The following is a 15,898-nucleotide window of genomic DNA, read 5'->3' on the forward strand; positions in this document are numbered from 1 at the left end:
AAGAAAGTTCAATTGCCATTATCCGAAAGGACATACAAATGCGACACTTGTGGAATGGAAATGGATAGAGATTTTAATGCCAGTTTAAATCTGAAATATGCAAAAGACTTTACGGTTATCACCGCAAGGTAATCGAAAGTGAGTACGGGGGGCTACCTCGGAATGTACGCCTGTAGAGAGCCATACCACGATAGTAGCGGGCAAGTGGCGAGGTCGGGTTCCATGAAGCAGGAAAAATCTAGCGTAAATAAGTGGACATTGAGTACATTTGTTTATGTTTTTAGTAGCAGTAACGCTTTAAAATGAAGAACAAATATTAATCGGAATAAAAAAAGGGGGATTCCTATGGATGCAAGAATTCCCGTTCCTGTTCAAAACACCTTGTATGAATATATATCCTTGTTCCATAAACAGATACCAAATACACTAACAGGGGTATATTTACACGGCTCCATTGCACTAAACGCGTATATTCCACAGTCAAGTGACATTGACTTTCTTGCTGTGATAAAACGTCAGCTGACAAAGTCAGAAGCACTTCATTTAAAGAAACTACATCAAGAAATTGAGAAGACCCACACTATAGCTATGGATGGATGCTATCTGTTACAGGAGGATGTAGGGAAGCAGGAAACGGTAATGAAAACGAAACAAAGATTCTACTACAATGATGGTAAGATGATAAAGAGTGATCGCATTACAAATCCAATTATGTGGTGGATTCTGAAGAACAAAGGATTATCCATTATAGGACCAGAACTAACATCTTTCCATTTTGATGTAGATGATCAGATTTTACGAAATTATGTAATCGATAATATGAACACCTATTGGCTTCATCGTATCCAAAAAAATGAGAATATGATAGTAGTCGCTCATCTGATACCTAGTAATATGGTAGACATGGAAATAGAATGGTCGATTATGGGAATGCTTCGTCAATTTTATACGCTTAAGGAATGCGATATTACTTCAAAAATTGATGCTAGTAAGTATGCCTTACAGCATATGCCAGAAAGATGGCATCCAATTATAAAAGAAGCACTTCATATTCGAAAAGGGGAAACGATACGTCACTACCCTTCGAAAAAACAACGAATGAATGATGGAATTGAATGTATGAAATACATATGGAATGAATGTAATAGCATATATCAGAGAAACTGAAAAAAGAAGGGCTGTGTCCTTATTTGTAGAAAAAGTAGTGCAAAGAATTAATATGAAATATATAGAAAAAAGGGAAAATAAAGGAAAATCTCGAAATAAAAAACTAAGAAAGAAGCGACAGCTTACATGTAAATGTTAATTGCTCTAATGATCGATAATATGAAATCATCAGTATCTAACCTTTAAATTATAGAATAGGAGGAAAAAAATGAGTCATTATATTTTCAAACAAATACAATTTGTCCGCGAGAATACGATTCGTAGTGTAGCAAATATGAAAGAGGAAGAAATACTTCTTATACCACAAGGTTTTCACAACAATATCAAATGGAATCTTGGACATATCTATTTTGTACTAGAAAGATTTGCTTTTGGGTTAACAGGAGAAAAAATGAATATGCCGGAGTCTTATATCAAATTATTTGGTCCAGGCTCAAAGCCAACGGATTGGGATGAACAAGTTCCTTCCTTTCAAGAATTGATTACGTGCCTGCAAGATCAACCTTATAGAATCGAGCAAGTATTGGAACAACGACTAACAGAAGAGCTCAAGAAGCCGTTCACAACTTCTTCTGGAATGACTTTTTCCACTGTAGAAGAAGCACTTAGCTTTGTCTTGTTTCATGAAGGGATGCACTTTGATGCAATTAAAACAATCAAACGTTTGATTAACGAGAAACTATAATTGCCTAGAATCCAATATAGAATTTGAAATAGAAGATGATCTATTTTCACACCACGAGTAGTGGTGTTTTTTGTTTCGGATGAGATAAGATACATTCAACTTTTTCATGAAAGATTGACATATCCTACATGATATGTTATTAAATGAATGATTAGCACTTGATGAAATAGAGTGCTAAAGGCCCATATAGGTCTGTTCCATCCTATTATTTGAGAGGAGAGTTTGCAGTGGAAAAAAAGCAATTTCAAGCGGAGTCCAAACGACTTCTCGATATGATGATTCATTCTATCTATTCTCAGAAAGAGATCTTTTTGAGAGAGCTAATTTCGAATGCTAGCGATGCCATTGACAAAATGTATTACAAAGCGTTAAGTGATGATACGCTCAGCTTTGACAAAGACAGTTATTTTATTAAAGTGGTACCAAATAAGGAACATCGAACTTTAACAATTGTAGATACAGGTATCGGAATGACGAAGGAAGAGCTTGAGAATAATCTTGGTGTTATTGCGAAGAGTGGCTCGTTATCCTTTAAGAATGAAACGGAATTAAAAGACGGCTACGATATCATTGGCCAATTTGGTGTAGGTTTTTACTCTGCTTTTATGGTCGCTGATGCTGTTACTGTGAAGAGTAAAGCGTTAGGAAACAATGAAGCGTACATATGGGAATCCCATGGTGCAGATGGGTATACGATCGAACCATGTGGGAAAGACGAAGTGGGTACTGAGATTGTACTTACGATTAAAGAAAATACAGAAGACGAGAACTATGATGAATATTTGGAAGAATATCGTCTAAAAGCAATTGTGAAAAAATACTCAGATTTCATTCGCTACCCAATTAAGATGGATGTAACGGAACATAGATTAAAAGACGGCAGCGAGAATGAATACGAAGATTACCAAGAAGAACAAACGATTAACAGTATGGTTCCAATTTGGAGAAAGAATAAAAGCGAGCTAACGGATGAAGATTATGAGAACTTCTATGCAGAAAAGCGTTACGGCTTTGACAAACCATTAAAGCATATCCATATTAAAGTTGACGGTGCAGTACGATATAATGCGATTCTTTTTGTTCCTGAGAATATCCCATTCGACTATTATTCAAAGGAATTCGAAAAGGGTCTTGAGCTTTATTCAAATGGCGTATTAATCATGGAAAAATGCGGAGATTTGCTTCCAGATTACTATAGCTTTGTTAAAGGAATGGTTGATTCTGAAGATGTATCACTTAACATCTCACGTGAGATTCTGCAGCATGATAAACAATTGAAACTAATTGGGAAAAACATTAAGAATAAAATTACGAGCCAATTAAAGGGTCTATTGAAAGATGATCGTGAAAAGTACGAGAAATTCTATACTGCATTTGGAAGACAGTTGAAATACGGTGTCTACAGTGATTTTGGAGCAAATAAAGATGTACTTCAGGATTTAATTATGTTCTATTCTTCAAAAGAGAAGAAGATGGTAACACTTGATGAATACGTATCTAGAATGCCAGAGGATCAGAAATATATCTACTATGCTTCTGGTGAATCGTATGAACGTATTGAAAAGATGCCGCAAACAGAGCTAGTAGCTGACAAAGGATATGAAATTCTCTTCTTTACGGAAGATATCGATGAATTTGCAATTAAAATGCTCATGAACTATAAAGAGAAGGAATTTAAGTCCGTATCTAGCGGAGATTTAGGTATTGAAGCAGAAGAAGAAAAAAATAATGATTCCGAAGACAAAGACAATAAAGAGATTCTTACAGCTATGAAGGAAATCCTATCTGGTAAGGTAAAAGACGTACGAGCTTCCAAACGCTTAAAAACCCATCCGGTCTGCTTCTCTACGGAAGGTGAATTAACGATTGAAATGGAAAAAGTATTGCAATCCATGCCGAATAACCAAAATGTAAAAGCAGATAAAATTCTCGAAATTAATACGAATCATGAAGTATTCCATTCCTTAAAGGCTGTTTTTGAACAGGACAAGGAGAAATTAGCTTTATATACAAATTTATTATATAGCCAAGCACTTCTAATCGAAGGATTATCGATTGAAGATCCAGTAGAGTTTACGAATGATATTTGTAAGCTTATGGTGTGAGGTTTGAATTAACAAAAAAGATCGCCGGATGGCGGTCTTTTTGTTTCATTTTCTTATTTCTTTACAACACAATTAAGAAAATAATAATAGTGATAAAATAAAAAAGTTACTTCGTTAGTTGTACCGTAACTTCTCTTAAGCTATGATAGTCTAAAGAAGAATATTTTAATATATTCATGTTCGGTGATAATTTAACATTATATTAATAATATTTCTCTTCCATTTATATATATGGTAAAAGTAAAATAGAATATATCACTTTCTGTTTATATTTATGATGGATCTTACATCAGTATATATTGCTGCTGTAGTTTTCTAAATATACGATCAATTGAATCTAACAACGAAACCATGCAAAAAGAGGTGAGAAGATTTGGAAAACAAGAATAGGATTCCGACTGTCATAAAGCAAGTGAGAATAGACCCTGAAGTAGATTCAAAGTCAAATCAATTGGATGATCAAATCCAACAGATGAGCAAGGTAGAAAGAATGGACGATTACTTAGAAGGATATGATCAAGCTTTGTCTGGATATGAAGTTCGAAAGCTTGTAAAACATATCTTTGAAATCGATTTAGACATAATTGAGAATCAATATAGATCAAGTTATCCTTCCTATATAATGGAAGCAATGCGAAAGAAATTCTATGTTGCGCCTTCTTCTACTGAGCTTGACTCAACAATAATGCTTATGAAGCAAACAGATGTAATGGATACTTATCTTGAATGGAATGGAAATAATAGTACGGGTCAGCATATAAGAAGTGTGATTAATGACATTTTTGGCGTGAATCTAGATGGCATATCTTTGTTAAATAACGCTCATTTTTCTTTGTTTTCAAAAGGCCAATGGATTACGCGGCATGAACATGATTTATTTTCTGTGTATACAGATATTAGAGATGTAGAAGTAAAGATATATTCAACCCAATATTTTACTGAGCAAACAGGATGTATAGGATTGCCGGATGTACTGCAAGAGGCTTTAGGTAAACTCGGGTACAACTATAACGAGAATACAGGTATTTCATACTATGTAAACCCCACTGGAGAACCGGTTGCTGATTCCTTTAAAGGTCAAACGTTGGGTCTTCTGATGGAAATTATTCAAAACAACTATTCCAATTTAGCATGTAGGACTCGCTAGCATGGATGGTGAGATCGGAGGTTTCTATGCCAGAAAACACACGTTTTTCCAAGCTTGCAAAGATCACACAGCTTATAAATTCAAAGTTAGATCTGCATGAAGCGCTGGAACACGTTGTCACAGCAATTTCTGAAGAGGTTGTACAATGTGATTCTGTAGGAATTTATCTTCCACAAGGTGATGGGACATTTCGTGGCTTTGTAGGGAAGCCCGACACAATTAATGGGATAACATTAGATCAGCATGTTATTGATCCAAACAATGATTTATTATTGCGGGAAATGCTTCGAACGAAGAAAGGCATCTATATCCCTGATACGGATCTTGATAATAGACCGGATATGAAGCCTGTTGAAAATTTCCGAATTAAATCATTGCTAGGCATGCTTATCAGTTATGAGGAAGAAATTTTCGGTGTAGTCTTTTTGTTTAATTATGGGAAATTTTTAGACTTAAAGAAAAGTGAAATAGAATCTGTTGAGGCATATGTAAATATGGCAGCGGTAGCAATTCGAAACACCCGCTTATTTTCTAAAAAGCAAGCCCTTCTTGCTGAAAAACAATTGTTACTCGATGCTACGAGGGAGCTATCTTTATGTATGACCAGCCAGAAAGCATTTGAAGTGTGTTTCCGCTATGTAGGACAAGCTCTTCAAAATACGAATATAGGTGTTCATATCGTAGATACGGTTGAAGATAAAGTAGATCCAACGCGATTAAGCAACGATAGTGATTGGGATGAAGAAGATTGGAAAAAAGAACATGAGAGGCTGAATGCTGATTTTAAGAATGATCCCGTTTTTATCGAAGTGATAAATACAAAGAAACCTGTAATTATCCCTGATGTGCTCCAAGATCCAAGGCCGAATAAAAAAATAATAGAGAATTTCAACATTCGAGGAATGTACCTATTTCCGCTGATAGCCATGGGGGAAGTATTAGGTGCGATTGTGGTTGTGAGTCTTGGTGTTTCTCGTAGTTATGAAGAGTATGAGACCCAACTGGCTCAATCGATTGTTGATGCTTCGGGAACGGCACTTGCTAATATTTTGCGCAGGGAAAATTTGGAGGGGATTGTAGAAAATCGCACGGCGGAAATTAGTGAAAAAAATACGATGCTTGAAACAGTTGTTACTCAAATTCAGCAACTGAGTAGACAAAATGAGCTTATTTTGAATTCTGTTGGTGATGGGATTTATGGATTGGACGCTAAGAAAACGATTACATTTTGTAATCCAAAAGCAGCAGAAATGTTTGGAAGCACAGTAAACGAAATTGTTGGAAAGTCTCATGAAGAAGTGATTTATCATCTACGTGGGGATATGAGCAAGTATGCATTTGAAGAATCCCCGTTATACAAGGCATTAACGGAAGGAAACGTGCAGCAATGCAACGATGAATATTTTAGAAGAAATAATGGGACAATTTTTCCTATTGAATATGTAAGCACCCCTATAAGAGAAGGGAATCAGATAGTTGGAATCGTTGTTACTTTTAAGGATATAACCGAGCGGAAAATGTTAGAGCAAAGGATTCATTATCAGGCTTATTATGATTCAATTACACAGCTCCCAAACCGGTTTTCTTTGCATCAGAAAATAAAAGGAGCCATTGATAAAGCGAAAATGAATCAAGGTTTGGTAGGTATTATGTTTCTTGATTTAGATCGCTTTAAGCTTGTTAATGATACGTTAGGACATAGCATGGGGGATCAGATGCTGGAGCATGTAGCAAGTCGGCTGCTTGGCTGTATGAAAAAGAATACGATACTGGGACGTCTAAGTGGAGATGAGTTTCTTGTATTGATGGAGAATATAGGTGATACATCAGAACTATCCATCCTTGCAGAGACAATGCTCAAGACTCTCAGTGCTACTTTTTCTATTGAAGGGCATGAATTATTTACAACGGCGAGCATCGGAATTAGCTTATATCCGAAAGATGCAGAGGAAGTGGAAATGCTTATTGCCAATGCAGATACAGCTATGTATCGTTCAAAGGAACATGGCGGCAATAGTTATCAATTTTATTCACCTGTTATGAATAAAGAAAGTATGGAACGAGCTGGATTATTAAATAGTCTGCATACTGCCTTAGAGCGGGGAGAGTTTGAAGTTTATTATCAGCCGAAAGTAGATTTATGCAAAAGGAAAATTATTGGAACAGAGGCACTTCTAAGGTGGAAGAGTCCTCAATTAGGATTTGTTTCTCCAGCTAGATTTATCCCATTGGCAGAAGAGTCTGGATTAATTCTTTCCATCGGGGAATGGGTCCTGCGGACAGCTTGTGCACAAAATAAGAAATGGCAGGAAATGGGATTTTCTGATTTGAGCGTTGCAGTTAATGTTTCGACAAGACAGTTTTATCAATCAAATATCGATACAATCATTGCGAATGTTTTAGCGGAAACGAATTTATTTCCGCGTGATTTAGAGATTGAGATTACAGAGAGTGTAATTGTTCGAAGTTCAGCTATTGAAAAAATGCATAAGCTGAAAAAGCTCGGAATTACCATAGCTATTGATGACTTTGGCACAGGCTACTCTTCCTTGCGTTATTTAAAAGACTTTCCAATTGATAATTTGAAAATTGATCAATCCTTTATCCGAAATTGTAAGGTGGATCCGAAAATGAAAGCAATCACTTCCACTATTATAAGTCTGGCTCATCTATTGCATTTAAATGTGACGGCCGAGGGAGTGGAAACGGAAGAAGAACTAGCCTACGTACAATCACAAGCATGTAACATTATACAAGGGTATTATTTTAGCAAGCCGCTTCCTGCAAAGGAGCTTACCGACTTGCTATTATCAAATACATTAAATCCAATCATCATTTAGAATGACATTAGGAGGGGTATTATGAAAGCAGTTAGACCAGTACTCGATTATTTAGTTTCTGGCGGGGTTGAATACATTTTTGGTATTCCAGCTGGATCAGTGAATGCATTTTTTGACGAGTTGTATACAATTCCAAGCATCACTCCAATTGTAGCGAAGCATGAAGGAGCTGCAGCTTATATGGCAGCGGCGTATGCTAGAAATTCTGGGAAGCTGGCGGTTTGTATTGGCAGCAGCGGACCGGGAGGCACCAATCTGATTACGGGAGCTGCGAATGCTATGCGTGAACAGCTTCCTATCCTGTTCTTGACAGGGGCAGTTCCAACGAATACGGTTGGATTAAATGCTTCTCAGGAGCTCAATGCAGAGCCAATATACAGACCTGTTACGAAATACAGTGTAACAGTTGGAAAGGCGGAAGACTTAGTTACCGAAGTAGCAAAAGCCGTTGAAATTGCTCTGTCTGGTGTACCAGGACCTGTTCATGTAGCGATGCCGATTAATCTTCAGCTAGAACAGATTTCGCCAGTAGTTTGTCCGCAGTTTCCGACTAGACAAAAGATTGTTCCTGTAAAGGAAGAAATTGAGGTACTTGCTGATCAACTTCTAAAACACAAGGGCATTCTATTTGTTGGACAAGGTACACGCTATGCAGTTCCTGAGATGATCCAAGTAGCAGAGCTATTAGACTGGCCTATTGTTACAACCCCGCAAGCCAAAGGTTTAATGCCTGAATCACATCCGTTGTATAAAGGGATATTTGGATTTGCGAGTCATAAACAAGCATCTCATCTAATCAATGAAGGCGAAGAGGATCTTCTATTGGTTATCGGTTCTAGTCTCGGCGAAACGGCAACAAATAACTATAATGATAGATTAACAGCTAATCGATATATCATCCAAATTGACCATGATGCATCTGTATTTGGCCGGAAGTATGAGGTTGACCTGCCAGTAATAGGGGATGTTAAAGAAACACTGTTGCTTCTAGCAGAAGAATTACGACATCGTGGGTTACAATCAAATCATCATGCGCAATTAAACCAGGTTACATATTCCTTCACAGAAGACTATAATACCCAAAATGTATTATTAGCATTGCAGCAAATTTTCCCTGCTTCCATGCGCTACAATGTAGACATTGGCGCATTCATGTCCTATGTGATTCATTATATGAAGGTACCTTCTTTTCATTCCTTTGATTTAAATGTTCACTTTGGGGCAATGGGTACGGCCATTGGTTCTGCAATTGGTATGAGCCTAGCAGACTCTTCAAGACCAGTTGCTTGTATTGCAGGTGATGGCTGCTTCTTTATGCACGGAATGGAAGTATTAACGGCAAAAGAGTACCATCTACCTATATTATTTATTGTAATGAATGATGCACGCCTTGGAATGGTTTATCATGGTCATGCACTGCAATATAAACGTGTTCATGAACGATTTGAACAGCAGCCTGTTTCTATTGCTGCCATTGCAGAAGGAATGGGAGTGCCAAACTATCGAGTTACATCGATGGAAGATATTAAGGAATCTGAAATTAAAAATTTGCTTGAACAGAAAGGCCCTGTTGTTTTAGAAATATCACTTGTAGATAACAATGTACCACCGATGGGAGATCGTGTTAAATTTTTGTCTTCGTTTGGGAAGTAAGGAGTATCTCTAATTTTCTGAGGTATCTATAAGATAAAAAAAGACGTTTGCATTTGCAAACGTCTTTTTGGGATTGAGGCGACGAACCACACGCCACATCGTGTGTGCCCTACGGCCTGTCCGTCGACTTACACAATTCAGCTCATCGCTCCCATATTATCGCACGAAAGATAGTAAAAAAGCAAGGGAAGAAAAATCTACAGGAGTGTTGACAAGTATATGTAAGCAGACTATATTCGTTTCTTAGATGGATCGGTGTGCAGATTATAGAAATCTACAAATAAGTAAGTGTCTTGTCTTCTATAACAGCGGAAGGTTTTTTGTTGCATTTTTAAGGAGGAATTGGCTTGAGTAAGAGTACTTGGAAAGATATGTTGTTTATCTTCGCAGGATCATTTTGTTTTGCGTTAGGACTAAATATGTTTGTTATTCCTATTCATTTAGGGGAAGGTGGAGTTACAGGGCTCTCTATTATTTTATATTATTTGTTCCACATTGCTCCAAGTGTAAGTAATCTCGTGTTAAATTCGATTTTGTTAGTAATAGGATATAAATTTTTGGATGCAAAAACGACAGTGTACACAATTGTTGCTGTTATTGCAAATTCGTTCTTCTTGCATATGACAGCTGGCTGGACGATTCCGCTGCAGGAACCGTTAATCGGGGTTGTCTTTGCTGGTGTTATTAATGGATTTGGCCTCGGATTGATAATACGTGTAGGGGGAACAACAGCTGGATCCGTTATCCTCGCAAGAATTGCCAATAAATTTTGGGATTGGAATGTAAGCTATGCCTTATTATTCTTTGATTTGATCGTCGTATTTGGTACGTATTTTATCATTGGTGCGGAGAAAATGATGTGTACGATTGCGATGCTATATATTGCAACGAAAATTATGGACTTTGTAATAGAAGGGATTAATACGAAAAAGGCTGTTACAATTATTTCCTCCAATAAAGATGAAATTGCTACTGAAATTAATTATACACTTGCAAGAGGTGTAACCATCTTGAACGGACGCGGCAATTACACGCAAGAATCAAAGGAAATCCTATATGCTGTTATTAATAAACAAGAATTAGTGAGATTGAAGAAGATAATTAGAAGAATCGATCCGAATGCCTTTGTGATTGTACATGATGTACGGGATGTATTTGGAAAAGGATTTATGGATCTTTGAGAAGGTACGACGATCTAACAACCCTTTTGCTTCAATCTGGAAGCTATTATGCTTTGCTAGGAGTACGAATTGTAATTTCCTCCATATGAAAACGTAAAGAAAAGCTGTCTCTGAAATTGACTCATGAGACAGCTTTTTGTATTGGAGAATTTCTTACTTATCAATAACAGCATGTGCAAAGTGAAAGTGATCAAAAGCATGCAAATGATCTTCTCTCCCAGTGAAATATCGTTCCTCTATATTTTCAGGTGAGAGGTTTTCATATAGTAATAGATTTGCTTGTTGCAGTTCTAAATCAATCGTAAAGGGATCAAATCCTGTTAGCAGCTGTTCTCCAGCTCGCTTTGTCATTTCTTGCATTTGCAGAATACGTTTCGATGCTTGGTTAGGAATAAATGCTGCATCATCTAAATAGTCAAACACAACCATACTCCTAGCTGGGGCGATTTTTGAAATCGAACGAAATGTCTGATAAAAAGTCTCTTTTGTTAAATAGTAGGTAACACCTAACCAGTTGAAAAAAGTACGTTTATTAGAATCGAAAGGGGTATGTTTAAGAACGGTAGTGAGATCTTCGTTTATAAAATCGATAGGAATGAAATGCAGCTTGTCAGGAAGATCCCATCCTTGTTGCCTCATACGTTCCTTTTTCAAAGATTGCGTCGCTGGATGATCCAGTTCAAACATGTGAATATTCCGAAGTAAATCCTTTCTACGAAAGGCGAATGTGTCAAATCCTGCGCCTAGGATGACATATTGTTCGACACCAAATTTGATTGCCTGTTCCAAACAATCCTCTGCATATCTAGCACGACTAACGGTTTGCGGAACACATTGTGTGTTCATTACCCAGTCTAATGCATCCTCTTCGTTTTGACATATGGAAGCTTGTTCAGGATTAAAAAAGGATATCGATTGTGCAAAATTTTTTTCAATGAGGGAAGACTCCTCACTTGTAAGCAATTTGTGTGCAAGATAGTCATCAAATATTTTATCGGTAGCATGTTGTGAATGATAGGATCTAGCAAAGGCACTGACTAACGCTGTTAAGCTAGACTGATTATTCAATAAAACCCCTCCTTAATTAGAGAGTAGTTAACTACTTTATCGACATTTAGCGCTAAGGGGATTATAACACGATATTTTCGAAAATGTAAAATAAATATTTTATTATAACACACAATTTTAGTTTTGTCAATAGTGTTTTTGCTGTAACAATGACAAACAAAAAATGATCAGAAGAATCCCGGGTCTCAAAGGACTTTGGGATTCTTCTGATCATTTTGTTTTACACATTTTGTTTTACTTGAAGGAATTCTTGAACTTTCAAAAAGGCTTCCTCTGTATTCTTCGCTTTTATATGAATTCTCCGATTTTCTGGATATTGATTCATTGTATATTCATATCGAGGATCATAGTAGTATTCTAACAATAACCCTACAGCTGAAGCGAAATCGCCTGCTAGTAAATCTGAATGAATGTCTGCTGCGATTGGGGTATGAATACGGTTTTTAATTCTTTCAAAAACGTCAATGAATTGTTGTTGATATTCCCAAGGGCGATAATCCTCTAAAATGTTGCGAATTCGTTCTTCCATTGGTATTTCAATAAAAAGCTCTGTTCCTTGTTCTTTCTTATCTGTGATGAAATGGGGAAGGACAACTTTTCCTACACGCTGGCTTTCTGCTTCAAACAAGACATAGGGTGCTTGCTGAAGAGGGAGCAAGGTTTCGAGAAGAATCGAATCAAACGCTTTTTGATTGTGCGGCTGTAATCCGATTTGTCCGAAGATGCTTCCTCTATGATTGGCCATTCCCTCAAAATCGAGAACAGGGTATCCTTCTTTCAAGAGCTTTCGAAGGATAATAGTCTTTCCTGATCCTGTGTAGCCGTTCAATACATAAGCTGGCTGCTGAATTTCGAACTGATCGAGTGTTTCCACAACCCATTTACGATATGCACGAAATCCTCCCTTAATTCGGTACGTATGAATACCCATAAGATCTAAGACGGTTGCAGATGTTTTGCTTCGCATTCCGCCTCGCCAGCAAAAGACAACTTTCTCTTCGTCAATCTCGTGAAATGCTTTGACGAAGCTTGGTAGTTTTGCTGAAGCGATTTCCAGACCGCGCTCCTTTGCTAGCTGTACGCTTTGCTGAGTATAAATTGTACCTACCTCTGCACGTTCTTCATCATTAAAAAGCGGTATATTTATGCTTCCTGGAATCGTAGCATTTTCAAATTCGGAAGGGGATCTTACATCAATGAAAACAAGCTTCTTCTTGCTACGTAAATCAAGAAGTTCTTCTATCTCAATGTCTTGAAACAATTGAATCATTTCCTCTCTTGTGTTACTTCACTATAATATGACCAGGATGTTCAGCAACAATTTCTCCAATCATGCTTGCTTCTACACCACGATTGATAAGGTCTGCTAGCAGCGTTTCTGCTTCTTCGCCTGCAACAGAAATAAGGAGACCTCCAGATGTCACGGCATCGCATAATATATATTGATCGATTTGATCTACTTCTTGAGAGAAGGTAATCGATTCCTTTACATGGGCAAAATTATTTTTTGTACCACCCGGAATGTGGCCTTGTTCTGCTAGTTCTCTAACTCTTGGTAATACTGGCACTTGTTCTTTTATAATATGGATGCCAACGTTACTTCCCTTTGCCATTTCAGTTGTATGACCGAGAAGCCCAAAGCCTGTTACATCCGTGCACGCATGAATATGATAAGGCTGCATTGTTTCGGCTGCAGTTTTGTTTAAGGTTGTCATGACCTTTGTCACGAGTTCGATTTCTGCATCTGTTACTGCTTCATGCTTAATCGAGGTTGTCATAATACCAACGCCAATCGGCTTTGTAAGGATAAGTTTATCACCAGGCTTTGCTCCTGCATTCGTCCGTACTTTCTTTGGATCTACGAGCCCTGTAACAGCTAGACCAAATTTCGGCTCTTTGTCGTCAATGGAATGGCCGCCAACGAGTGTTACACCTGCTTCTTTCATTTTATCTGCTGCACCGCGTAAAATATCCGTAAGAACTTGCTTGTCTAATGTATGAATTGGAAACGCAACGATGTTCAGTGCTGTTAGAGGTGTACCTCCCATAGCATAAATGTCACTAATTGCATTAGTCGCTGCTACTTGTCCAAATGAATAGGGATCATTGACAATAGGAGTAAAGAAGTCAACGGTTTGTACAAGTGCGATATCATCATTTATCCGGTAAACTCCGGCATCATCGCTTGTATCAATTCCAACGAGTAAATTTGGATTTTCTACTGCAGGTGGAAGGGAGCGCATAACTTCAGCTAAATCTGCAGGACCAATTTTACACCCACAACCTCCTTTTGAGGATAGGGTAGTAAGTTTAACGTGTTGAGAATTTGTCATAAGACACCAGCCTTTCTATTTCTATGTACCATTATAGAACATAAAGATCGATTTGAAAAAAGAGCGATTTTTCTCGCTAATAATGGCAGTAAGACACCTGCTTCAAACTTAAGAATTTGGATTTATTAACTATTTTTTCCGAATGGGAAGGTCGATGGAAAAGGTAGTTTGCTCCTCGTTAGATGAGACCGTAATGGTTCCTTCATACCCCTTAACCATTTCATTTACAATAAATAGCCCTTGTCCACGTATTTCATTTGCTTCTTTACGTTTAGTAGAAAATCCATTTTGGAAGATCTTTATTTGTTGTTTAGGTGGAATCATTGGTCCAGTATTGGTGACGATAAATACATAATGTTCATCTTTTGCCTTACAGCTTATTTCTACTCTTCGCTTTTCAAGCGGCAGGGTCATAGTAGCATCTAAGGCATTGTCAATGAGGTTAGATAATATTTTAATTAAATCCGTTGTTTTGATTTGATGAAAATAGCTATCTCCTATATCTAATAGGAGAGGTATACCATGTTTCTGAGCTGTAACCCATTTCGTTTGCAAGAGGGAGAGCAGGGCTGGATTTTCTACCCAAACAGGTAAATTCGTAAGTGTTGCTTCCTTGACAAGACTCGCCATATATTCGTTAGCTTTCTCATAGTTTTTTAGCTGAAGAAGACCGTATAGCACTTGAAGATGATTTAAATAATCGTGACGAAGTGAACGAACAGAATTATTTAATAATCGAAGTTCTTGTTGATAGGTTTCTTCTGTTTCCCCCATTTCTTTCTTCCATTCAATGCGATACCACTTTTGCATGAAATAGAAAACAGAGAGTAGCAGGAGGGCGAATATACTATCGAAGAGAAACGATGCTAAGCTGCTTTGAATGACCTTGCTTCGAATATCATCAAGTAGATTTACGCTAATATCAACTCCGACATATCCGAGTATATGACCAGCTTCATCTTTAATCGGTGCTCCGGTTGATAGGTATTGTCCATATGTTTTATCATCGATCACACCTGTATAATACGTTTCTCCCTTGAAAGCCTTTGCGGCTTGCTCAGGAGGAACTGAACTAACTCCACCAATCAAATTTGTGGAATTCTTTTCGGGAAGATCTACGATCATACCCTTCATTACATGGGGATCGTTATTCGTTAATGTGTAAACATAAAGTACACCTGTTTTCTTTCTAGCATCCTGTAAGTAGTTATGAATCTTCCAATAGTCCTGTGTTTCCCTAGGATCTGCAAGAAAGCGTTTGTAAGCATCAATGTCCATGGAAGACGCAATTGACTTTGCTGTTTCAATGCCTTGATTTCCTACTGTCACTTCCACTGCATTTTTTGTATTTATATAGGATACAATAACGTTTACAGCCGTTAGGCACATAAATAAACATATAGATAAAAAAATAATGAATTTAATTTTCTTGCCTTTTACATTACTTAAAATGATAGCCCACTCCTTGTACCTATCTAGGAACAAAATTTTGGAAATAAAGATATAATTCGTGTTTCTCGTGTATGCCACATCTTATTTTAACCATATTGTCATAGGTTTTCAGCTGTTTTCTTATTGATTATGAAAAATTGAATCGAGAACGTATGTATTGAGTGTAGCAGATGAATGGGAGTATAAAGAAGGGCTTCTAGAATAGTGGGATAGGAAGAATTTATTCAAACGTTTAATTAATCGAAGTTATAAGCAACTCGGTAAGCC

12 protein-coding genes are annotated in these 15,898 nt (G+C 37.3%); 8 read left to right on the plus strand and 4 right to left on the minus strand.

What is annotated here, in order from left to right; all coding sequences use genetic code 11:
- Positions 1 to 12: 12 nt before the first annotated feature.
- From ACM5BR_RS17345 to ACM5BR_RS17380, 8 genes are all read left to right on the plus strand, one after another.
- Positions 13 to 132 carry a zinc ribbon domain-containing protein gene (locus tag ACM5BR_RS17345; protein ID WP_416827797.1) on the plus strand — a complete coding sequence of 40 codons (120 nt, stop codon included), beginning with the start codon at positions 13 to 15 and terminating at the stop codon, positions 130 to 132.
- A gap of 213 nt (positions 133 to 345) precedes the next feature.
- Complete coding sequence (locus tag ACM5BR_RS17350) at positions 346 to 1,167, plus strand: aminoglycoside adenylyltransferase domain-containing protein (RefSeq protein ID WP_416829315.1); 822 nt, start codon at positions 346 to 348, stop codon at positions 1,165 to 1,167.
- A 208-nt stretch (positions 1,168 to 1,375) separates the two neighbouring features.
- Positions 1,376 to 1,852, plus strand: coding sequence for a DinB family protein (locus ACM5BR_RS17355; RefSeq protein WP_416829316.1), 477 nt, complete (start codon positions 1,376 to 1,378; stop codon positions 1,850 to 1,852).
- A gap of 227 nt (positions 1,853 to 2,079) precedes the next feature.
- Positions 2,080 to 3,957: a molecular chaperone HtpG gene (gene htpG / locus ACM5BR_RS17360; RefSeq protein WP_416829318.1), complete on the plus strand. Its 1,878-nt coding sequence runs from the start codon at positions 2,080 to 2,082 to the stop codon at positions 3,955 to 3,957.
- 373 nt (positions 3,958 to 4,330) lie between these two features.
- Positions 4,331 to 5,104 (plus strand): hypothetical protein, encoded by a 774-nt coding sequence (locus ACM5BR_RS17365; protein WP_416829319.1) that lies wholly within the window; start codon positions 4,331 to 4,333, stop codon positions 5,102 to 5,104.
- Positions 5,105 to 5,130: 26 nt separating this feature from the next.
- Positions 5,131 to 7,944, plus strand: coding sequence for an EAL domain-containing protein (locus ACM5BR_RS17370; protein ID WP_416829320.1), 2,814 nt, complete (start codon positions 5,131 to 5,133; stop codon positions 7,942 to 7,944).
- A gap of 21 nt (positions 7,945 to 7,965) precedes the next feature.
- Complete coding sequence (locus tag ACM5BR_RS17375) at positions 7,966 to 9,597, plus strand: thiamine pyrophosphate-binding protein (protein WP_416829321.1); 1,632 nt, start codon at positions 7,966 to 7,968, stop codon at positions 9,595 to 9,597.
- Between the two features lie 371 nt (positions 9,598 to 9,968).
- Entirely contained in the window at positions 9,969 to 10,778 is an 810-nt protein-coding gene (locus tag ACM5BR_RS17380) for a YitT family protein (protein ID WP_416829388.1), read from the plus strand.
- A 153-nt stretch (positions 10,779 to 10,931) separates the two neighbouring features.
- Here the strand turns inward: ACM5BR_RS17380 and ACM5BR_RS17385 are convergent, their stop codons facing one another.
- From ACM5BR_RS17385 to ACM5BR_RS17400, 4 genes are all read right to left on the minus strand, one after another.
- Positions 10,932 to 11,846, minus strand: coding sequence for a class I SAM-dependent methyltransferase (locus tag ACM5BR_RS17385; RefSeq protein WP_416829323.1), 915 nt, complete (start codon positions 11,844 to 11,846; stop codon positions 10,932 to 10,934).
- Positions 11,847 to 12,066: 220 nt separating this feature from the next.
- The gene (mnmH, locus tag ACM5BR_RS17390; protein WP_416829390.1) at positions 12,067 to 13,107 is read right to left on the minus strand and encodes a tRNA 2-selenouridine(34) synthase MnmH; all 1,041 of its coding nucleotides are present in this window, start codon (positions 13,105 to 13,107) and stop codon (positions 12,067 to 12,069) included.
- A 22-nt stretch (positions 13,108 to 13,129) separates the two neighbouring features.
- The gene (selD, locus tag ACM5BR_RS17395) at positions 13,130 to 14,179 is read right to left on the minus strand and encodes a selenide, water dikinase SelD (RefSeq protein ID WP_416829325.1); all 1,050 of its coding nucleotides are present in this window, start codon (positions 14,177 to 14,179) and stop codon (positions 13,130 to 13,132) included.
- A 129-nt stretch (positions 14,180 to 14,308) separates the two neighbouring features.
- On the minus strand, positions 14,309 to 15,709 hold the full coding sequence (locus tag ACM5BR_RS17400) for a sensor histidine kinase (RefSeq protein WP_416829326.1): 1,401 nt from the start codon (positions 15,707 to 15,709) through the stop codon (positions 14,309 to 14,311).
- Positions 15,710 to 15,898 lie beyond the last annotated feature (189 nt).

The sequence above is a fragment of the Ectobacillus polymachus genome (genome assembly GCF_048159605.1).
Taxonomy (GTDB): domain Bacteria; phylum Bacillota; class Bacilli; order Bacillales; family Bacillaceae_G; genus Ectobacillus; species Ectobacillus polymachus.